We start from the raw sequence: 20,494 nt of genomic DNA, 5'->3' as shown, positions 1-20,494 counted from the left end.
ATGGGTATAACTTCCAGATCGCTATTAACCCGGATTACGCATTAGCCAAATACGACAAAGCAATTCTAGTTCATATCTTTTCATTAGTTCTAAAACCATACTATCGTATGCTTCACTTAATCATTCAGAGCTATTTTGTATAATTACTTTTCGTTTATATCTCTATCGCCTAATTTGGGATTAATTAAAACAGATGACATAGATTCTACTTTATCACTGCTTCATTTACTCTATTCCCCATGCTGTAGGATGCTTTTATCTCCCACCCAGAGCTATGTAGTATAGTTACTCTTGCTTAGTTAGCAACTGTAACTTTGAAGAAAAAAAAGCAGTTAATTAATTAACTGCTTTTGCTTCTAAAAGAAAGTGAACAAGTTCTTTTAAAAGAGTATATATATTTGGAAATATTTTACCAATTGTTCGCTATGAGGTTGATTTTGTTGTTTTTATATCTTCTGCTGGGAGTGGAACTCCAATCTTTATGCAAATTTGTTACTTTATGATTAAAGCAATAGAAGTATTTGATATGTGCGAAATCAAGTTTAATTCTTTCAATAAGCTTTGTGATTAAATCTGTACACATTAATTTCTCCTCGTTGTTAATGACAAGGTACATTATTGGAAGTTTGTTATTTGGCTTACTTGAATTTAATGTGATCTGATTTGTAGTAATCTGTCCTAAGAGCTTTTTGTTTTCGTAAATCGAGTATATGCAAAAACTTGTTCCAAAATCTTTCTTATCCGAAATTAGCTTATCGGAAAAATAAAACGGATATAGGATACCTTGGCTATTTTCATTATTAAGACTACGCTCTTTATATAGAGTGTATAATTTATTTGAATAGACAAAATCTTCTTTTTTCATTTTTGCACAATTTAAAGATACGTTTAAAGGGGATATTTATAATCCCCATTATATCTTTGTTTTAATACATCAAAGATAGTTTTAGAATTTATATTTAATATGTACCTTTAAGCTTCAATTATGTGCAATATGTTTGTTTTGTCTTAAATATTACTTAATGAAACGCGATAAGTTAACTGTACAGGCTATTCAGTCAATGTTTAACCTTTATGATCACCAAAGGGTAGAAGGGGTTTTTATTACTAATGATATGAATCAGTTGAGAAAGCATTTTTCTGGAAATCAACATTTATTTGATGGATTGATGATAGGAATGTGTTTTGATGGAAGTAATAGAATAAAAGTCAATCATTCAGAGTATTTTGGAGAAAAAGGAGATTTAATGATTCTCCTTCCGCATACCTTGATAGAATCTGAATTGATAAGTCCCGATTTTCGTACGATTACCATTGTTATTTCATTAGATTTTATTGTCTCCTATCCAATTCTACGTGATTTTATATCGAATGAATTTGTTCGCAATAATCCGATTGTCAAGCTAAGTGACTTGCAGTATTCTTTAATGATGGATTATATGAGCTTTTTACAACGATATTATTATGAGGCATTGATAACAGATAAAGAGGAGGTTTTGAGGCATTTGATATTTGCCTTAATAAGTTCAATCTCGAAAGTATATAGAACTCTACCAGAATCTTCTCGAAAATTTAAAGATCGTAAAGACAAGATTGTAGATGATTTTTATGTGTTGCTATCCCAGAACTACAAAAAAGAACGAGCGGTTTCTTTTTATGCAGATAAACTGTATTTAACGCCAAAGTATTTGACTACTGTGATTCGCGAGCGCACAGGTAAATCGATATTGGCTTGGATTAATGAAGCAGTGATTATATATGCCAAGTTTTTATTAAAAAGTACAACAATGACTATTAATGAAATAAGCCAAGAGTTGCAGTTTAGTGATGCATCTGTATTTTGTCGTTTCTTCAAGCGATATGCTCAGAAGACACCCAATGAGTATCGATTATCATCGTAGTTTTACTTAAAATAAAGCTAAATAGCAATTGTTTAATTCTAAAAAGAGGTATTTTTATACTAACAAAAAAGATATAACTATGGAAAATAAGTTTGATAACAAAGAAGGAAAGGATAGAGCAAATATATTGGATGATTTGTTTGATATGGCTAAAGAGGTAGCTGGAGATCTTTCAAAAGGCCTAAAAGAATTAGGAAATAATGCTGATAAGATAGAACAATTCTTGAAAGAGGGCATTGATACTGCTAAAGGAGAGGCTTCTGAAATTTATAGTAAAGCTAAAGAAGAAGGTGCTCAAGCTTGGTCTGAATTTAAAGGGGAATACAGTGAGGCTAAAGTGAAAGCGAAAGTAGTATATGAAAAAGCGAAAGAGGAAGGATTTAGTACATGGGAGGAGTTTAAAGAGGGCTTTAAGAATGTAAGAGAAGACGTTAAGAAAGAGAGTGAGGAAGTGGTTAATCATGTGAAAAACATGTATGAGAAAAGAAAAAATGGCGGATTTGATAGTTATGAAGATGTGACAGATCATCATCAAGAAGAAGAAAAAGATACAAGATTAGAGCATGGTGATACTAACGCTAAGAAAGAGCAATAGTATTTAGTCTACTAATAGCATTGAATAGTTTTATTAAGTGTTATTTTTATTTGTTTTTTGAATGATAATTAGTGAAGGTACTTGCAGTAAGCTATATGTTTATTTGAAAAATAATTGTAAATTAAACATATAATTAAGTAAAAAATGAGTTAGCTATGATAATGATTTATTTCCATGGGTATGGTTCGGATAAAACTTCTCGTAAATATGAAGATTGTAAAAGACTTTTTAAAAACTCCTCTAGTTTTTGTGTCGAATGGAATCCAGAATCAGATATTAAGAGTATTTTAAATGTTGTTGATGCAGAGTTATCTGAACAAGAGCAGGTAATTTTAATAGGGGATTCGACTGGAGCTAATTTAGCTTATCAACTGAGAGAAAAGAGGAAGGAAAAGGGATTGAAGTCTATATTAATTATGCTAAGTCCTTTGTTAGATTTAGATTCAAGACTCAATAGTAAATTGATATTTAGCGATAATCTCAGAGAGAGTATTCTAAAAATTAATAATCCTGAAGATGCTTTTATTATTGTGGGAAAACAAGATGAAGTATTAGACTTTGTTGATTTACAGGATAAGATTACTTACAATAGTGAAATTCTATTTGTAGAGGACTCTCATAGATTGCCGAAGTTTAGAGACTATTTAGGATATATTAATCATTATGTACAGCGAAAATTAAAGTACGAGTATTTTTAAGTAAAACACTTAAAAAAAGAATAAGTAAAAGGGAATGAGGTGTTTGACTTGTTCCCTTTTTTATAGGGAATTATTTATAGCTTACTATTTTTAGACATGTATACTGAAGAAGTCTTAAAAAAATAGTAAACTTGTAGGAAATACAGAATATTATGGCAGGTAATACTTTTGGTAATCGTTTTCGAGTTACAACTTTTGGCGAGTCTCACGGAGATGCAATAGGAGGAGTGATTGACGGTTGCCCAGCTGGAATTGAATTAGACTTGGTGGCAGTTCAACGCGAACTTGATCGTCGAAAACCAGGGCAATCAAAGATTGTGACACAAAGAAAGGAAGCAGATGAAGTACGTTTTTTGTCTGGAATTTTCGAAGGGAAAACCACAGGAACTCCAATTGGTTTTATAATTGAAAATACAAATTCTAAGTCAAAGGATTACGATCACATTAAGGATATATATCGTCCAAGCCATGCAGACTATGTTTATGATAAGAAGTATGGACATAGAGATCACAGAGGTGGAGGAAGAAGTTCTGCGAGAGAAACAGCTTGTCGTGTTGTCGCTGGTGCGATCGCTAAACAGGTACTTGGCAAATTAAGTATTACAGCCTTTGTTTCTTCTGTTGGGGAGATTAAGGTTACTGCGCCATATACTGAATTAGATTTTAATGAAATTGAGAATAATCCAGTACGTTGTGCAGATCCTTTGATTGCTAAACAAATGGAGCAGCTTATCAAAGAAGTAAAGAAAGACGGGGATTCGATAGGAGGAACTATTACTTGTGTGATTCAAGGGGTACCAGTAGGACTTGGGGAGCCTGTATTTGATCGATTGGATGCAGAGTTAGCCAAAGCAATGATTGGCATTAATGCGGTAAAAGGAGTAGAGTTCGGATTAGGATTTGAGGCTACTAGGATGAAGGGGAGCGAACACAATGATGAAATACTTCCTAATGGGCTTACAAAGACAAATAATGCAGGAGGAATAGTTGGAGGTATTAGCAATGGAATGGACATCTATTTTAGAGTAGCGTTTAAACCTACTGCAACTTTAATGAAAGATCAATTATCTATTAATACACAAAATGAAGTTGTGACAGTCCAAGGGAAAGGTAGGCATGATGCTTGCGTATTGCCAAGAGCTGTTCCGATTGTTGAAGCAATGGCAGCTATTGTTATGTTAGATATGTATATTGAGCAATATGGTAAACTGAAAATGTAAAACAGGCACTGTCTCTTAAAGTGTGTAAGTTCAAAAATAAAGCTTGGGTTAGGTTTTACATTAAAGTCTAACCCTTTCTTGATATAGGATTAAGAATTGATCAATAATCACACCCCAGTTTCTCACTGGCATTGACCATTTTTTAGTTGCTTCTCTTACAGCCAAATATACTGATTTCATCACAGCTTCATCTGTAGGGAAGGATAATTTATTCTTAGTATATTTCCTGATTTTACCGTTTAGGTTTTCAATTAAATTGGTAGTGTAAATGATTTTCCTAATATCTACGGGGAATTCAAAGAATATCGTAAGATCTTCCCAATTGTTTTTCCAGCTTTGGATTGCATAGGAATATTTATGTTCCCATTTAGCAGCAAAGTCGTTTAGTGCAGCTTCAGCCGCTTGTTTAGTTGGAGCATTATAAATCTCTTTCATATCTGCAGTAAATTGCTTTTGTCCTTCCAAACAACGTATTTACAAGCATTTCTTATTTGATGTACAACACAGATTTGTGTTTTAGATTCAGGGAATACAGTACGTATAGTGTCAGTAAAACCGTTTAAATTATCAGTTGCTGTAATTAAAATGTCTTCGGTTCCTCTGGCTTTCATATCAGTTAAAACACTCATCCAAAAAGAAGATGATTCATTTTTACCTAACCATAGACCTAAAACTTCTTTGCGTCCATCGCGTTTTAGTCCAACTGCTATATAAATGGTTTTATTAATTACTTTAGAACCTTCTCTAACTTTAAATACAATACCATCCATCCATACGATTAAATAAACAGGCTCTAATGGGCGATTTTGCCAAGCTACAATATCAGAAGTTATAGCATCAGTTATACGAGAAATGGTCGATTGAGAAACGTCAAAATTATAAACTTCTCTGATTTGTTCTTCAATATCAGAAACGGACATTCCTTTGGCATAAAGTGACACAATAACGTTTTCCAAGCCTTCTACCATGCTTTTTCGCTTGGGAATAATCATAGGGTTAAAACTAGCATCACGATCCCTAGGAACCTTTATTTCTTCTTCGCCGTAACTGGTCTTTATCTTTTTGCTAGAATAACCATTACGTGTATTATCTCCCTTTCTTGAATCATGCTTATCGTAATCTAGGTGAGCATCTAGCTCGCCTTCTAGCATTTTTTCAATTCCTCGCTTTTGTATGTCTTTTAGGAAGTTTTGAAGGTCATCCCCAGTTTTAAACTGTTTGAAAAACTCATCCGGAAATAGGTCTTTTGTTTCCATAACTATGTAAATATTAAATATATAAAAAAATTCTGCTCGGTTTTAACCCAAGCAGAATTTTATACTTACACAGTTTTTGGTACAGTGTCGTAAAACATTAGTTTGTTTACATCTACGATATATGAAAAGTTTATTAGTGTTCTTACTTTGTGTGGAATATTAGTAGACTTTTTTATTTTGTGATTCTTTAGTGGAGTTGTAGTCTATACTTTTTTAAATGATGTATAGATTAACTGCGTTTGTTTTTAGAATAAGAGGGTTATACAAGTACCTTCACCTGCTTTTGATTGTATGTCAACTTCTATATTGTGCTGTTCGAAAATGCGCAATGCCAGAGATAGACCTATACCATGCCCTTTAATATCGCCTACATTTTTGCCTCTGTAAAACGTTTGTCTAACAAGAGGAAGGTCATCTTGTTCGATGCCTCTCCCATAGTCTTTAACAATGAGTTTTAATCGATTGTTATCTGTAAGTAGGGAGATGTCGATAGGTTTTTTCTGCGAATACTTAACGGCGTTTTCGATGATATTGTAAAGTGCTAAGTGTATTAAGGTATGGTTTCCGTATATCTTTAGAATATTGAAATCTTTAACTTCAAACTGTAAGTTGAGTTGTGTGTTTAGCTTGTTCACTTTTGGTTGAAGTGCATCAAAAATATCCCAGACAACTTCGTCAATTCTAATTTCTTCTTTTGTATTCTCTTTATTGTTTAGTCCTGACAATAGGAGTAGATTACTCAATATGCTTTCAATACGATAGACATTTTCTAAAGCGTCATTTGCCACTTTTTTGTATTCTTCAGGTGTTCTGTCTTTTTGGGCAAATACTTCAAGATTACCACTTATGGCAGTTAGTGGCGTTTTAAATTCATGAGAGGCATAGTTTATAAAGTTCTTTTGTATGATAATACCTTCTGAAAGTCTGTGTAATAGTTTGTTATAAGTTGTGATTAATTCTGCTAATTCATCCTTTGTGTCAGGAACTTCAATACCTTCTTGAAAGTTATTGAAGTTTATTGAATTAACTTGATCTATAACCTTTTTGAAAGGTTTATAAGCGACATTTGATAGGTATTTGCTTAAAAAGTAAATGCTGATAATCCCCAAAGTGAAGACACTGAGAAGGATAAGTACCAAGCTGCTTAGCTGTTCGTTAAAATCTTCTTTTGATTCTTTTATAAAGACGACAAAATCTCCTTGATTATCAGGGTAAAAGATACCGTGATAGAAATAGTCTTTTGTAGTGAAGTAGTATTCTTTATTATTTCGAACAAGTTCCAATATAGCGGATGTTATATTTTCGTCCCCCAATAAGTGCCCGTACTCGACTTTATTCTTGTTGTTGAATATTGCAACATTTACACTTTGTATTGTCGCTCTAAACTCTTCTTTTATAGCTGAGTGTTCATAAGAAGGAAGTTCATCTTGCTCAAGGTAATAAATACCAGAGAGTAGGGTTGTGTTTTTTAATTGGGAAATTGTAGAGTACATCGTCTTTTGGTAAAAGGCGATAAAAATGACTAAGGAAGTAATGAAAAACACTATTCCAAATGTAAATGTACTATAAAGGGTTAAGCGCTTGCGAAGTTTCATAACCTAATTTAGTCTTGTAACATATATCCTGTTCCTTTAATGGTGTGTATGAGTTTACCTTTGGATTCATCCAATTTACTTCGGAGATAAGAAATGTAAACATCGACAACATTTGTATTGGTGTCATATTGAATGCCCCAAACACGCTCGAGGATCTGGGTTCTTGAAACTACTTTGTCTTTGTTTTCTAAAAGGTATAATAGCAGTTTATACTCTCTTGGCGAAAGATCTACTTGCTTCCCATTTTGTGTTACCAAATGCTTCTCAGGTTCAAGTTTAATATCCCTACAGATAAAAAATACTTCTCTGTTTTCGTAGTTAAACTTTGTTCTACGCGTTAATGCATTTATGCGAGAAAGTAACTCATTGAAGTGAAAAGGCTTTGTTAAGTAGTCATCTGCACCATTGTCGAGGGCTTCTATTTTATCATTAGTATCACTTAAAGCACTTAATATTAGTATAGGGGTGTAGTTTTTCTTAAAGCGAATCATTTTTGTCAATTGTATACCGTCAATTCCAGGAAGCATAATATCCATTAATATTAAGTCCCAATCATTTTGCATAATGAGTTCTCTTGCTTTTTCTCCAGTAGAGGCAAGTTGTACGCGCATTCCATTTTCTTCCAAACCCTTAATGATGAACTCGCTTATTCTACTGTCATCTTCTACTAATAATATATTCACAATTATATTTTTTCTGAGTTTGATTTAATAAAATCAGTTACTAAATAAGCTATTAATTTGCCAACTAAATGGTTGTTTGTAGGAAAATCTAAAGATGGAGCTCCTTCACATATATGTAAATAAGTTACATTTTTTGACTTCCCAAAAAAGTGTATAAACTGGCGCAATTTTTCTGAAGAGAAACCAGCAGGAGATATAGCACTACTCGCCACTAAAGGAATAGCATCTAAATCTATTTCTATTCCATAAGGAGCATACTCAATGTGTTTTTGTGCTGTGACTAACTCAGTTTCAAATGATTTCTCTTTTCGAATCCTTATTTGTTCAAAAGTGTTGTACTTTACTCTTTCTGCATGTGCTTTGATCTCAGAGAAAACAGATTTAGAGGTATAGTTTTCGTGTAACCCAAAGATGAAATAGTTTTTCAAAAAACCTTCTTCAAAGGCATAAGAAAAACCATTACCACTGTGTCTACCTTCTAACGGTCTAAAGTCTGTATGTGCGTCAAAGTTAATAGCGTTGATAGCTTTTCCTTTTGCCAAGGCACTACCTTTTATATTGCCATAAGCATTATTGTGACCACCACCTATGACAATAGGAATTTTATTTGCGGCTACAATCTTGCTGATGATGTGTGAAACTTCTTTGTCGATTATTTGTACTAATTCAAATAATCGTTTACGTTGCTCTTTAATACTTGCATCTAATAATGCAGCTTCCTTTAGTTCTTGTTCAAAATTTAAATGACCAAGAATAGTAATCCAGCTCCCTTTACAAAAGCGATTGTGTTGAATGTTTAAAAAGGAACTTAAGAAGGTTTGCCAAGCTGAGTCAGCACCAGGTCTACCAAGATTTGCTTTGACACCAATATCTTCAGGGATTCCAAGAACTACGTATTTGCTTTCATGCGTTTTTAGCTCTTCTTCCCAACAACTTGGAGATTCTAATAAGCGAATGCGTTCACCGAATTTAATTTCACCATTTCTAAAATTAGTAAGTGAAATTAATTCGCTTTTAGAGAGAAGTTTTAGTTTTGTACTTGACATAAAATTGTGTCTTAGTTATTTTGTTTAAACAATTGCGTTTTTCCTTTTAAGATCACTTGATCAATTAGATTTGAACCAAATGCATATGGCAATTCATAGAATGAATTTAGTGGCTTGGTGATTATTAAGCTTGCTTTTTTTCCCTTGGTAATACTTCCGTAATCTCTTTCTACTCCCATAGCATACGCTCCATTAATTGTAGCTGCATTAATAGCTTCTTCAGGTGTCATCTTCATTTTTATACAAGCAGTTGAAACAACGAAATTCATATTTCCGGAAGGAGTCGTCCCAGGATTGGAATCTGAAGCTAATGCCAGTGGTAGGCCTGCATCAATCATTTTACGTGCTGGGGTATAAGGAATAGATATAAAGAATGAACAGGTCGGAAGTGCGACAGGCATTGTTTTGCTATCTTTTAAAATAGCGATATCTTCATCCGTTACAATTTCCAAGTGATCAACAGATAATGCATTATTCTCTACACAGGTTTTAATTCCTCCAATTGCAGTAAATTGATTTACGTGTACTTTGGCTACCATACCATATTCTTTACCCACTTGAATAATTTTTTCAGTTTCTTCCGGTGAAAAATAACCAGTTTCTAAGAAAGCGTCAATGAAATCAGCCAGTTTTTCTTTTGCTATTGCTGGGATCATTTCGTTAATCATTAAATCAATGTATCCTTGGTGGTTCTCTTTGTATTCAGCTGGAAAAGCATGAGCTCCTAAGAATGTAGCTCTAATTTCAATAGGGTAGTTCTCTTTTAGTTTTTTTATTACTCTAAGCATTTTTAGCTCAGATTCAAGTGTTAATCCATAACCTGATTTAATTTCAACTGCACCAGTACCTAACTGAATAATTTCTTCTAATCGCTTTTTGGATTGGTTATACAAATCTTCTTCTGAAGTTTCTTGTAATTTTTTAGCAGAATTTAGTATTCCGCCACCTCTGTTAAAAATTTCTTCATAACTCAAGCCATTTATCCTGTCTACAAACTCAAGTTCTCTGTTTCCAGCGTAAACTATGTGTGTATGACTATCCACCCAACTTGGTAAAACGGTCTTACCAGTTGCATCTATGATTTGGTCAAAGACTACATTTTGAGGTAAATCTGCCATAGGACCATAGTCAATGATATCTTCATCTTTAACAATAAGATAAGCATTCTCAAGCTTAGGAAGTGTTTTCATCTGCTCTCCTGCTAATTTATCTACATGTTGTTCTCTGATTTGAAGTAATTCTTTTATATTTTTGATTAATAGTTTCATTTGCTATTGTATCTCTAAGAAGTTATTTATAGTTCGTGAAGTTAATTATCATAAACCTTTTAAACAAAATTAATATTGTGGGACGAGTTAAATATAAGAAAATAAGAAAACTTCAACCAAATTCTCTTGAATATTCTGGTGCTTTTCCTGAAGTACCAATTAGTATGCAGTTATTCGTATATGATGAGGATAGTTTTGAAGAATACAATGACTTGAGCTTGAGTGAAATTGAAGAGGTGCTTAAAAAATCGAATCCCAATGCAATTAAGTGGTTTAACTTACATGGATTACACGATATTGACTTGTTAAAAGAAGTGGGTAGTTTCTTTGCTATTGAAAATTATATCATGGCAGAAATTTTAAACTTTGCGCGTAGAACAAGAGTTGAGGAGCTTGATGAGACGATGTTTTTTAGTGTCAAAGCAATTTTGCCTTATACTGTAGATGATGTTTATGTTAATGTCGAGCAGATAAGTTTTATCCTAAAAGAAAATATCCTTTTGTCTTTCCAAGAGAAAAAGGGAGATTTTTTTAATTTAATTCGCGAGCGTATTCGACTGAAAATTGGTCAAGTTAGAAAAAGAGATGCAGGCTATTTACTATATGGGTTAATGGATTCATTGATGGATAGCTTTTTGGTTACTCTTGATATGGTTGAAGACAATGTAGAGAAGGTTTTAGTAGAAGCTCGTGTGCAATATCAGAAAGAGATAATCATACGAATTGAGGAGTATACGCAAGAGTTGAATGATATTAAGCGCGCAGTAATTCCCTTGAGAGAGGTTCTGTATAATTTAAGAACACAGCATGAAAAAAGCTCTGGAAAAGCAATTATAAGCAGATCGAGTATCGCCTTTTTTGAGCGTTTACAATATAAATCGAATGAAATCTTAGATCAGATTGAATACAATTTGAATAAGTTAGATAGTGCCACGAATTACTTTTTTTCTTCGCAGAGTAATCGAATGAACGAAATCATGAAAGTCTTGACTATCGTCTCTGTTATATTTATTCCTCTAACTTTTATTGTAGGAGTGTATGGGATGAATTTTGAGAATATGCCAGAGCTCAAAGATCCAAATGGATATTACTTTACTTTGTTAGCCATGCTTGTTATCGTCATCTTAATGATTGGGTATATTAAATGGCGAAAGTGGTTTTAGTTAAAAGTAAAAAGATGCAATAGTGTTTAATTATTGCATCTTTTTATTTATACCATTATTTACTTTCATTCCAATAGTAACTATCTGGGTAGATTCTCTGCCCAAAAATAGCAGTTCCAACGCGAATAATTGTCGCTCCTTCCTCTATAGCTATTTCCAAGTCGTTGCTCATTCCCATTGAGAGTTCGTTGACTTTTACGTCGGGAATATGGAGTTCGTTAATTTGCATTTGAATTTTCTTTAAAAGTTTAAAACAAACCCTTACTTTTTCATCCTCAGCACTAAATAATCCAATTGTCATTAAGCCCTTTATCTTCAAAGTGTCAAATTGTGCTACTTGCTTTGTAAATTCGACAGCATCTTCTGGTGAAATACCGAATTTACTCTCTTCATTAGAAGTATTCACTTGTATGAATACATCTATTGTTTTATTCTCTTTAGATAGACGTTGATGTAGCTTTTCTGCCAAATCAATGCGGTCTAAGGATTGTATACAGTTAACATCGTATTTGAGGATATCCTTGATTTTATTTGTTTGCAAGTGACCGATAAAATGCTTTTGATGCTCTACTGTCGAAAGGATTTCGAACTTTTCTTTTACTTCTTGAACTTTGTTTTCTCCAATTAAGTGGAAGCCTGCTTCAATAGCTATTTTAATGTCTTCAGCGCGAACAGTTTTTGTTGCTAATAACAATTTAACATCTCGGGGATCTCTATTTGATTTTAGACAAGCAAGTTGAATTCTATTCGATATGGCTTTTAAATTATTGAGAATATTTTCTTTCATCGTAGTTTGATTTTTACATTGTGTGTAGCAATAGAATAAAGATACGCTATCACTGTGAGATTATCTCCACCAATGGTAGTAATTGTGTCCCTCGTCGTGTAAAAATCCACATTTTGGGTATAGCGTATTCCCAATGTGGTTTGTTTTTTCTGTTTCCAGCATTAGACCACAAGCACCTGTTTCTATACACCATTCTTTACTGCGATCTATTAATCCTATGGAAATCCCTTTTCCTCTATATTCGGGTTGTACATAGAGATCACTTAATAACCATTGCTTCTCTAATTTGATGTAGTGGAATAATTTGTATAGTTGAACAAAGCCAACTACTTTGTCTTCAACAAGAGCAATAAATACATCTGATTCATTATTTAGTAGTCGATTCTTTATGAACTCCATACTGCGCTCAAGGTTGCTTACTTGACGATAAAAAACTCTGTACTCATTGAACAGTTGACTTAGTTCTTGCAAATCTTCAAGATTAGCTTTTCGGATTTTAAAATTCATGTTATTAAATGTTGAATAATTGATTATACTACGCAAAAGTATTTTATATTTGGACCACTATAATGATACAGTTTTAATATAAATAAGTAGTCCAGATGTTAAGACCTTGGAAATTGAATATTGAAATAGATGGTACCTTAGATAAACCTATTTACCTTCAAATAGCAGATGCTATCATACAGGACATAACCTTAGGTAGATTAAAATCAGGTACGGCTTTGCCAGGAAGTCGAGTTCTTGCAGCAGAGATTGGAGTTAACCGAAATACGGTTGTAGAAGCACTGAATGTCCTGATTGCAGAAAAATGGTTAGATAGTAAAGAAAGGAGAGGCACATTTGTAGCTGAAGAACTCCCTGTTTTAGATCCCTTTAAAAAAGAAAAGAATTCAGATATAATAAAAAATTTAGAAGATAAATCATATTGGATTAATTTTAATGATGGTCATTCAGATAGTCGCTTAGCACCAGTAGACGAGTTAGCAAGGGCGTATCGAAAAATATTTAAAAGAAAAGCCAAGTGGCAATTAATGGGATATGCGGATACTTATGGACAACGTGATTTTCGTCAGGCTATAGCAGATATGCTTAATCATCAAAGGAGTATGTATGTTCAAGCAGATCACATTTGTATTACAAGAGGCAGCCAAATGGCGTTATACTTATTAGCTCATTGTCTGTGGAAAAAGGGAGATATTGTCATTGTCGAAGATTTGGGGTATAAGCCAGCATGGCAAGCATTCGAGACTGTTGGAGTAACTCTTTTGAGTGTTGGTGTTGATAAAGAGGGTTTGAAGGTGGATGAGGTGTCTCAAATTTTGAATAAGTACAAAGGTGTTAAAGCAGTATATACCACTCCACACCACCAATATCCAACTACTGTAGTTATGAGTACAAAAAGGCGATTAGAGTTAATAGCTTTGAGTAATGAGCATAATTTTACAATTATAGAGGATGATTATGATAATGAGTTTCACTATGGGTATCGACCTGTAATGCCCCTTTGTAGTAATAAGGGATTGAGAGATTATATCTATATAGGAACATTGAGCAAAGTAGTTGCACCTGCATTGAGAATTGGGTATTTGGTAACAAAGAATCAAGAGCTATTGAGGCAAATAGGCAACCTTCGCAAATTAATTGATGTGCAAGGAGATGTTATCATGGAGCAAGCTGTATTGCAATTGATTCAAGAAGGCACGATTAAGAAACACTTGAGAAAGGTCTCTCAAATATACAATCAGAGAAGGGATACAATGAAAGACTTAATAGAGCGCTACTTGAAAGACTATGTGAATTATAGTGTACCTGAAGGTGGACTGGCTTTCTGGTTGGAATATAAAACAGGATTTAATCACAAGGTGTTTGAACAAAGTGTTTTTGATAAGGGTATAAAATTAATTTCTTCAATAAGTTATAGTTTTGACAATAAGTCTGTTGGTTTTAGATTGAGCTTTGGTAATCTCGAGGAGGAAGAAATGAAGTTGGGGATAATAGCATTAGCGAATTGTTTTAAAGAGACAATACCTGACAATGGATAAGGAGAAGGTTTTTCCTTAGTTAGCGACTTGTTGAGTGTATCTTATTTTTAATTTGTTTCGTAACAATTTTGTAATGTTAGTTTGCAATCACTATCCGAACAAGATATTCAATTTTGCCAATTTTTAAATAAGGAAAGATTAAATAGCATTAGTAAGCTTGTTTGATAGGTTGGAAATAGAGTACTAAAAAATAGTAGAAAACTTGTGTTTCTACAAATACGTCAAAATGATTTCTCTTTGGTTGGGCTTTTTTTTCAAAAAAGAGGTTTTTTGTTGGAAAAAAAGAATTGAAAAATATTGAATTTTAGTTGATTTAAGTATAAAAGTAATGACGTATATGATAAAAAATAGTTGGTGATTTTTTACTATAGGATGGAAGATTCTTGTGAATAAAAGAGAAAAGTAAATAGAGGTATTACAATAGTTTAAATCTCAAGAGATAAAATTGTAAAATAGATAATTTATTCGGGATTAAAAGAGAATAAATAAGTCTGAAAATTGTCATAATATTAATATAAAGTATTATATACTTTTTTATTATAGTCGTATCTTTGCAACGTTTTTTTAAGAAGGTAAAGTTAGGAATAATGCAGTTTTAGGAGGTAAATGTTAACTTAAAAAATGTTAATTAGTCGATAATGTATTTTTTTGGTATAGCCTTTGATTCTTAAAGTTGTAAATAAAAGGGAAATTATGATTTTGGCGTTGACAGTTTCTCTGTTTCCATCTTGTGGGATGGAGCAGTCAAGAGAAAAAAATAGTAAGGACAGTACATCTAAACAAATGGATTTACTGAATAAGAATGATTTGGATGGAACATTTTTTAAAGCTGTAGCTCAAGATTCATTGCAAGCCATTGCAATAAGTAAAAAAGGTATAGTATATTCAAGTTCTAAGCCCAATCAAAAGATTATCTTTCCATTTGTTGAACCTTTGATAGAGGGAGAGAGCCGTGTTTATAAGTCTTCAACAAAACACGAGGAAATAGAAATTGTGATCTATGAAGACGAGACAGCTCGTGATTTTCTAGATGGACGTTTTGATCATTCAGTAGCTGTAAGTTTAGTGAAAAAGCAAGAATTGCAAGATGACTCTGTTGACTTCGCTTGTTTTGGTCATTATTTGTATGACAATTCACTTTCGGGTAACTGGATTTTTCAGTCATACGAAGGAAAGAGAGTGGAAGAATTGGGTATAAATCAGATACCGTTGATTTGCATTGATATTAATACAAGAAGTTTTTCAGGCAGTGGCGGTAATCATATGATTTATGGGGATTTAAGATGTGAAGGTGATTCTGTTTTTTTTAAAATAATCTTATCGCCAGAATATGTAACTGAGATGTATCAAAAAGAGAAAGAGTTACTCGCTGTATTGGATAATTGTGATCGCTATGAGATAAAAGGCGATTATTTAATGTTGTATGAAGGGGCAGTTCAAAAATTGACTTTTTTACGCGATGTTTATGGGATGTAATTAAAGCCTTTAATAGGGTGATGAAATACAAAATAAAAGGGAGACTTATTAAGTTTCCCTTTTTTGTATTTTACTGTTTTGTTTCCATCTTCTTTAGTTCTTCAAAAGACATTTGATCTGGTCTTTCTTCACTTTTTCTATAGGCATCGACAATCTTTTTCACTAAGCGATGTCTGACAATGTCCTTGTCGTCTAAGTACAAAATCCCTATGCCCTCGACGTCTTTTAGAATGTATAACGCCTCTTTTAACCCAGACGATACTTTTCTCGGTAAGTCGATTTGACCAGGATCTCCAGTGATGATGAATTTAGCACTTTTTCCCATTCGAGTTAAAAACATTTTCATTTGTGAGTGCGTAGTGTTTTGAGCTTCATCTAAGATAACAAAAGCATTGTCTAATGTACGGCCACGCATAAAAGCTAATGGAGCAATTTGAATTACGCCTTTGAGTATGTAATCATCTAAGGTTTGAGGAGGAAGCATGTCTCGTAATGCATCATAAAGGGGTTGCATATAAGGATCAAGCTTATCTTTCATGTCACCAGGTAAGAAACCTAAGTTTTCTCCAGCTTCTACAGCAGGGCGAGTTAGAATAATTCGCTTTACTTCTTTGTTTTTTAGGGCTCTTACGGCAAGAGCGACACCTGTATAGGTTTTTCCTGTACCAGCAGGTCCAATGGCAAATACCATGTCATTTTTCTCTACAAACTTGACGAGTTTTTGTTGATTAGGGGTTAACGCTTTGATTAGCTTGCCTGATACACCATGAACTAAGATGTCATCAGCAGGATTCATAATCTGTGGTCCATTGTCCATGACGATTCGTTCAATTGCATTTTCATCAATTCTATTGTATCTTGCAAAATACTTGATGAGTCTGTCAAATCGCTTTTCAAATTCATCTAAAATTTCTGGGTCTCCAAATATTTTTATGATTCCGCCACGAGCAACTATTTTGATTTTTGGATAGAGCTTTTTAAGTAAGTCTAAATGAATATCTTGTGGCCCCCAAAAGTCTTTTGGGCTAAATTCTGTAAGTTCAATTACTCTTTCGTTCAATACCTATGAGAATTAATTAAAAAAAATAACATAATTTTGTATCTCAAAGCTACTATAAAAATTCGACTCTTCTAAAAATTATACTAAAAATTTACAATGCAAAAGATAATTACATTGACGACTGATTTTGGATACAAAGATTATTATGTTGGCGCATTGAAGGGAAAGATTTATTCAAATATTTCTAATTGTAATATAGTAGATATATCACATGGAATAACTAGTTATAATATAGAAGAAGCTGGTTTTGTTATTGCTGCCACTTATAATAATTTTCCAAAAGGAACAATTCACATTGTTGCTGTAGATGCTTTTATTTCTGAAAGTACGCCCGCGGTGTGTATGAAATACAATGGGCATTATTTTATTACAGTAGACAATGGTGTCTTAACCCAATTGCTATCTTCTGATGGATTTGAAAGTGCTGTTTACATTCACAATGATGGAAGTTTGAGATCAAATGATTTATTTGTGTATTGTGCTTATCAGTTATCTGAAGGAAGAAAGCTTAAAAGTTTAGGGGTTGAGGTTGAGAGCTTAACTAAATTAAATCGAATTAGTGATTCTTTAATTTTAGAGGATAATAGAATCTCAGGTAAAATTGTCTATGAAGACACCTATGGCAATTTGATTACTAATATCACCAAGGAAGCATTTGATAAAATTGGCCGAGGAAAAGACTTTGTTATTCGCGTTAAGAGCAATAGCATATCGCGACTAAATAAATACTATGCAGATTTTAAAGTCACAGAGAGTATGACGCTCAAAGATAGAGCGGGTGATTTATTAGCTGTTTTTAATGACCTTGATTTACTTGTGATTACAATCTTTTATTCTAGGCCTAATAATCCGGGTGGATCTCCAAGAACATTATTAAGTCTTCAACTACATGACAATATATCAATAGAATTTGCCGTTGAACCTATTACATAACAAAATAATTAAGGATGTTTATTAGAATCGTAAAGCTTACTTTTCACGAAGATAAGGTAGAGGAATTCGTGAATTACTTTGAAGAAATAAAGAGTGTTGTGAGGAATCAACCAGGTTGTACTTTCTTGGAGTTGTATCAGGACAAGCATATAAAGAATATTTTTTTTACATATAGCTACTGGGATACAGAGCAAGATTTAGATACTTACAGGCATTCAAGTACTTTTAAAGAAGTTTGGCCTTTTGTCAAAACGCTTTTTAGTGAAAAAGCAGAAGCTTGGAGTGTAGATAGATTAGTAACAGTTAAATAAGATATTAAGAATGAAAGCCATCTGTTTAATGGAAATCCGCTCTTTTTTAAGTAGTTTGACAGGGTATTTAGTTATCATCGTATTTTTATTGATCAATGGCTTAATGCTTTGGTTTTTTGATGGAACTTACAATATATTGCAAAGTAATTTTGCGGATTTAGCTCCGTTTTTTTATTTAGCTCCTTTGGTCTTAACTTTTTTAATTCCAGCTGTTTCAATGAAAAGTTTGTCAGAGGAAATAAAGCAGGGGACAATAGAGTTGTTACTAACTAAACCCCTTTCTGTTTGGCAAATTGTTTTAGGCAAGTATTTTGGAATATTGTTTTTGATTTTCTTGTCGATATTACCTACTGTTATAAATGTCTACTTTTTAGAGAGTTATCTCTTGCCTGGGCAAGAATTTGATATGGGAAGTGTACTTGGATCTTATTTTGGATTATTGTTTCTCTCTGCTGCGTATGGAGCGATGGGAATATTTGCTTCTGCCTTATCAGAAAACCAAATAGTTTCTTTTATATTAGGAGTGGGGTTGTGTCTGTTTTTCTCTTTGGGAATAGATGCTTTAGCAGGCTTAATGCAGAGTACATTCGTAGAGAAATTTGGAGTACAATATCATTTTAGAAGTATTTCTAGGGGGGTGATAGATACAAGAGATTTAATATACTTTGTTTCAATCGCTTTTTTATTTTTAAGTATGACAGTTTCTAAAATAAAAACATTGCGCAAATAATGAAAAGTAATTTAAGTAAAAATCTAAAAGTACTGTTGCAATGTATTGTTGTGATTGTGTTGCTCAATTTGATAGGAGGTCTTGTTTACAAGCGATTCGATTTAACACAAGATAAACGGTATACCTTGTCAGAAGCAACAGTGAAATTATTAGAACAGGTTGAAAACCCCATTATAATTGATGTTTTTTTAGAAGGAAAATTTCCAGGTGAGTTTAGAAGGTTACAATTAGAAACGCGTCAACTATTAGAGGAGTTTGAACTTGTAAATTCGAATGTAAAGTTTCAATTTGTAAACCCTTTAGATGAGGCTAATGGTAGTGAGGAGGTTTTGAATGAACTTGTTCAGTATGGAATTAAACCTGTTTCTATCACGGTAAATGATAAAGGGACTCAAACCCAGCAAGTGGTTTTACCGTGGGCGATTGTCTCGAGGGGAGAAAAGGCATCCAAAGTTCAGTTGTTGAAAAATATGTTAGGAGCGAATACGGAAGAAAAAGTATTGACTTCTGTTCAGCACTTGGAATATGCTTTTATTGATGCAATACAAAAGGTAATAAAAGAGAAGCAAAAGAAAATAGCTGTTTTAAGAGGAAATGACGAATTAGAAGATGTATATATTGCAGATTTATTATTATCTTTAAAAGAGAGTTATTATATAGCTCCTTTTACTTTAGATTCAGTTGCAAGTAATCCAGTAAAGACTTTAAATGAGCTGAAGGAATATGATTTAACTTTAATAGCAAAGCCTCATAAAAATTTCACAGACAAACAAATTCAAGTAGTTGATCAATATATTGTCAGTGGAGGTAAGGCTATTTTTATGTTAGATCAAGTTCAAGCAGATTTTGATAGTTTGCGTGCTACAGGTAATATGTTAGCTTATGCTAAAGACCAAAGTTTAGGGGAAATGTTGTTTAAATATGGTGTTAGAATAAACCCTGTCTTGGTTAAAGATGAAATAGGTGCTCCAATTAAATTAGCAATAGGAAAACAAGGAAGTGAGACGCAGTATGGGGATTTTATTTGGAAATTTTCTCCTTTTGTTTATCCAGAGGGGAAACATCCAATAATAAAAAATATAGAAGGAGTTAAGTTTGATTTCGTATCGCCAATAGATACTTTAAAAAACAACATTGCTAAGACAGTTTTATTGCAATCTTCAAAATACTCGTCAACCGTAGGAACTCCTATTGAGATAAGTCTTGATGTTTTAAACGAACAGGTAGGACCAGAGGTATATGAAGGAAAAGGAAACTATATTTTAGGAGTCTTATTAGAAGGAGATTTTAGATCTGTTTTTCAGAATAGAGTATTGCCTTTTCAAATGAGTGATTTCAAAGAGAAGGGGCTACAAAATAAAATAATTGTCTTCTCAGATGGTAATTTAGCAAAGAATCAATTGGATCAGAGAGGTGCTCCCATGGAGTTAGGATATGATAAATGGACTAATAAATTATATGGGAATAAGGAGTTATTGATGAATTCAGTTGATTTCTTATTAGATGATAGTGGGTTGATACAGCTTCGTACCAAAGAAGTTAGATTCCCAATGATGGACAAAGTTAAAGTGTATCAGAATTATACAAAAATTCAAATGTTAGCTTTAATCTTACCAATACTGATTGTTGTCATTTTTTCAATTGTTTTTTTAGTTTTGAAAAAACGCATTTTTGAGAAAAAGTAAGACAAAATCACTTTTATTATTAATAATAATCCGATATATTTG

The 20,494-nt window shown here is 33.0% G+C and carries 19 protein-coding genes and 1 pseudogene; 11 read left to right on the top strand and 9 right to left on the bottom strand.

Translation table 11 applies throughout. The features are described from left to right. Positions 1 to 409 precede the first annotated feature (409 nt). Positions 410 to 865 carry a hypothetical protein gene (locus tag NWE55_RS00440; protein WP_155091878.1) on the bottom strand — a complete coding sequence of 152 codons (456 nt, stop codon included), beginning with the start codon at positions 863 to 865 and terminating at the stop codon, positions 410 to 412. Between the two features lie 157 nt (positions 866 to 1,022). Here NWE55_RS00440 and NWE55_RS00435 point away from each other — a divergent pair, with 157 nt between their 5' ends. From NWE55_RS00435 to aroC, 4 genes are all read left to right on the top strand, one after another. Continuing rightward, positions 1,023 to 1,901 carry a helix-turn-helix domain-containing protein gene (locus NWE55_RS00435; RefSeq protein ID WP_155091877.1) on the top strand — a complete coding sequence of 293 codons (879 nt, stop codon included), beginning with the start codon at positions 1,023 to 1,025 and terminating at the stop codon, positions 1,899 to 1,901. Between the two features lie 79 nt (positions 1,902 to 1,980). Then, positions 1,981 to 2,496, top strand: coding sequence for a hypothetical protein (locus NWE55_RS00430; RefSeq protein WP_155091876.1), 516 nt, complete (start codon positions 1,981 to 1,983; stop codon positions 2,494 to 2,496). A 155-nt stretch (positions 2,497 to 2,651) separates the two neighbouring features. Continuing rightward, entirely contained in the window at positions 2,652 to 3,194 is a 543-nt protein-coding gene (locus tag NWE55_RS00425; RefSeq protein ID WP_155091875.1) for a YqiA/YcfP family alpha/beta fold hydrolase, read from the top strand. 152 nt (positions 3,195 to 3,346) lie between these two features. Next, complete coding sequence (gene aroC, locus NWE55_RS00420; protein WP_155091874.1) at positions 3,347 to 4,414, top strand: chorismate synthase; 1,068 nt, start codon at positions 3,347 to 3,349, stop codon at positions 4,412 to 4,414. A gap of 60 nt (positions 4,415 to 4,474) precedes the next feature. Here the strand turns inward: aroC and NWE55_RS00415 are convergent. The 5 genes and pseudogenes from NWE55_RS00415 to hutI all read right to left on the bottom strand — a co-directional run bounded on the left by NWE55_RS00415 (position 4,475) and on the right by hutI (position 10,262). Beyond that, positions 4,475 to 5,670, bottom strand: a pseudogene (locus NWE55_RS00415) (IS256 family transposase). 245 nt (positions 5,671 to 5,915) lie between these two features. Continuing rightward, positions 5,916 to 7,265: a sensor histidine kinase gene (locus tag NWE55_RS00410; protein WP_155091873.1), complete on the bottom strand. Its 1,350-nt coding sequence runs from the start codon at positions 7,263 to 7,265 to the stop codon at positions 5,916 to 5,918. 8 nt (positions 7,266 to 7,273) lie between these two features. Then, positions 7,274 to 7,948, bottom strand: coding sequence for a response regulator transcription factor (locus tag NWE55_RS00405; RefSeq protein WP_160339514.1), 675 nt, complete (start codon positions 7,946 to 7,948; stop codon positions 7,274 to 7,276). Positions 7,949 to 7,950: 2 nt separating this feature from the next. After that, complete coding sequence (locus NWE55_RS00400; protein ID WP_258204443.1) at positions 7,951 to 8,994, bottom strand: formimidoylglutamase; 1,044 nt, start codon at positions 8,992 to 8,994, stop codon at positions 7,951 to 7,953. 11 nt (positions 8,995 to 9,005) lie between these two features. After that, the gene (hutI, locus tag NWE55_RS00395; protein ID WP_155091871.1) at positions 9,006 to 10,262 is read right to left on the bottom strand and encodes an imidazolonepropionase; all 1,257 of its coding nucleotides are present in this window, start codon (positions 10,260 to 10,262) and stop codon (positions 9,006 to 9,008) included. A 77-nt stretch (positions 10,263 to 10,339) separates the two neighbouring features. Here hutI and corA point away from each other — a divergent pair, with 77 nt between their 5' ends. After that, positions 10,340 to 11,425, top strand: a complete 1,086-nt coding sequence (gene corA, locus NWE55_RS00390) for a magnesium/cobalt transporter CorA (RefSeq protein ID WP_160339513.1) — start codon at positions 10,340 to 10,342, stop codon at positions 11,423 to 11,425. Between the two features lie 55 nt (positions 11,426 to 11,480). Here corA and NWE55_RS00385 read toward each other — a convergent pair whose 3' ends face one another. Continuing rightward, complete coding sequence (locus NWE55_RS00385) at positions 11,481 to 12,212, bottom strand: YggS family pyridoxal phosphate-dependent enzyme (protein ID WP_155091870.1); 732 nt, start codon at positions 12,210 to 12,212, stop codon at positions 11,481 to 11,483. A 60-nt stretch (positions 12,213 to 12,272) separates the two neighbouring features. Then, positions 12,273 to 12,719, bottom strand: a complete 447-nt coding sequence (locus NWE55_RS00380) for a GNAT family N-acetyltransferase (RefSeq protein WP_155091869.1) — start codon at positions 12,717 to 12,719, stop codon at positions 12,273 to 12,275. Between the two features lie 95 nt (positions 12,720 to 12,814). Between NWE55_RS00380 and pdxR the strand changes: the two genes are divergently transcribed. Both pdxR and NWE55_RS00370 read left to right on the top strand, forming a co-directional pair. After that, positions 12,815 to 14,257: a MocR-like pyridoxine biosynthesis transcription factor PdxR gene (gene pdxR / locus NWE55_RS00375; protein WP_155091868.1), complete on the top strand. Its 1,443-nt coding sequence runs from the start codon at positions 12,815 to 12,817 to the stop codon at positions 14,255 to 14,257. Positions 14,258 to 14,950: 693 nt separating this feature from the next. Next, positions 14,951 to 15,733, top strand: a complete 783-nt coding sequence (locus NWE55_RS00370) for an META domain-containing protein (RefSeq protein ID WP_155091867.1) — start codon at positions 14,951 to 14,953, stop codon at positions 15,731 to 15,733. 70 nt (positions 15,734 to 15,803) lie between these two features. Here NWE55_RS00370 and NWE55_RS00365 read toward each other — a convergent pair whose 3' ends face one another. Continuing rightward, complete coding sequence (locus NWE55_RS00365; RefSeq protein ID WP_155091866.1) at positions 15,804 to 16,793, bottom strand: PhoH family protein; 990 nt, start codon at positions 16,791 to 16,793, stop codon at positions 15,804 to 15,806. 96 nt (positions 16,794 to 16,889) lie between these two features. Between NWE55_RS00365 and NWE55_RS00360 the strand changes: the two genes are divergently transcribed. Genes NWE55_RS00360 through gldG form a run of 4 tightly spaced genes read left to right on the top strand, consistent with a single transcriptional unit; the run spans position 16,890 to position 20,452 of the window. Next, a complete protein-coding gene (locus NWE55_RS00360; RefSeq protein WP_155091865.1) occupies positions 16,890 to 17,726 on the top strand; it encodes an SAM hydrolase/SAM-dependent halogenase family protein in 837 nt (278 codons plus the stop codon). A 14-nt stretch (positions 17,727 to 17,740) separates the two neighbouring features. After that, the gene (locus NWE55_RS00355; protein ID WP_155091864.1) at positions 17,741 to 18,037 is read left to right on the top strand and encodes a putative quinol monooxygenase; all 297 of its coding nucleotides are present in this window, start codon (positions 17,741 to 17,743) and stop codon (positions 18,035 to 18,037) included. A gap of 10 nt (positions 18,038 to 18,047) precedes the next feature. Further along, a complete protein-coding gene (locus NWE55_RS00350) occupies positions 18,048 to 18,767 on the top strand; it encodes an ABC transporter permease subunit (protein ID WP_258204442.1) in 720 nt (239 codons plus the stop codon). Continuing rightward, on the top strand, positions 18,767 to 20,452 hold the full coding sequence (gene gldG / locus NWE55_RS00345; protein ID WP_155091862.1) for a gliding motility-associated ABC transporter substrate-binding protein GldG: 1,686 nt from the start codon (positions 18,767 to 18,769) through the stop codon (positions 20,450 to 20,452). Before NWE55_RS00350 ends, gldG begins: the two co-directional genes overlap by 1 nt. Positions 20,453 to 20,494: the final 42 nt, after the last annotated feature.

Source organism: Myroides albus, assembly GCF_024722315.1.
GTDB lineage: Bacteria > Bacteroidota > Bacteroidia > Flavobacteriales > Flavobacteriaceae > Flavobacterium > Flavobacterium album_A.
Note: the sequence above shows the minus strand (reverse complement) of the source record. Positions and strands in the feature narration are given on the sequence as shown.

Bases quoted from the DNA above. Each gene is read 5' to 3' on its own strand.
- NWE55_RS00440 (WP_155091878.1), bottom strand. From the start codon at position 865: ATGAAAAAAGAAGATTTTGTCTATTCAAATAAATTATACACTCTATAT.
- NWE55_RS00435 (WP_155091877.1), top strand. From the start codon at position 1,023: ATGAAACGCGATAAGTTAACTGTACAGGCTATTCAGTCAATGTTTAAC.
- NWE55_RS00430 (WP_155091876.1), top strand. From the start codon at position 1,981: ATGGAAAATAAGTTTGATAACAAAGAAGGAAAGGATAGAGCAAATATA.
- NWE55_RS00425 (WP_155091875.1), top strand. From the start codon at position 2,652: ATGATAATGATTTATTTCCATGGGTATGGTTCGGATAAAACTTCTCGT.
- aroC (WP_155091874.1), top strand. From the start codon at position 3,347: ATGGCAGGTAATACTTTTGGTAATCGTTTTCGAGTTACAACTTTTGGC.
- NWE55_RS00410 (WP_155091873.1), bottom strand. From the start codon at position 7,265: ATGAAACTTCGCAAGCGCTTAACCCTTTATAGTACATTTACATTTGGA.
- NWE55_RS00400 (WP_258204443.1), bottom strand. From the start codon at position 8,994: ATGTCAAGTACAAAACTAAAACTTCTCTCTAAAAGCGAATTAATTTCA.
- hutI (WP_155091871.1), bottom strand. From the start codon at position 10,262: ATGAAACTATTAATCAAAAATATAAAAGAATTACTTCAAATCAGAGAA.
- NWE55_RS00385 (WP_155091870.1), bottom strand. From the start codon at position 12,212: ATGAAAGAAAATATTCTCAATAATTTAAAAGCCATATCGAATAGAATT.
- NWE55_RS00380 (WP_155091869.1), bottom strand. From the start codon at position 12,719: ATGAATTTTAAAATCCGAAAAGCTAATCTTGAAGATTTGCAAGAACTA.
- pdxR (WP_155091868.1), top strand. From the start codon at position 12,815: ATGTTAAGACCTTGGAAATTGAATATTGAAATAGATGGTACCTTAGAT.
- NWE55_RS00370 (WP_155091867.1), top strand. From the start codon at position 14,951: ATGATTTTGGCGTTGACAGTTTCTCTGTTTCCATCTTGTGGGATGGAG.
- NWE55_RS00360 (WP_155091865.1), top strand. From the start codon at position 16,890: ATGCAAAAGATAATTACATTGACGACTGATTTTGGATACAAAGATTAT.
- NWE55_RS00355 (WP_155091864.1), top strand. From the start codon at position 17,741: ATGTTTATTAGAATCGTAAAGCTTACTTTTCACGAAGATAAGGTAGAG.
- NWE55_RS00350 (WP_258204442.1), top strand. From the start codon at position 18,048: ATGAAAGCCATCTGTTTAATGGAAATCCGCTCTTTTTTAAGTAGTTTG.
- gldG (WP_155091862.1), top strand. From the start codon at position 18,767: ATGAAAAGTAATTTAAGTAAAAATCTAAAAGTACTGTTGCAATGTATT.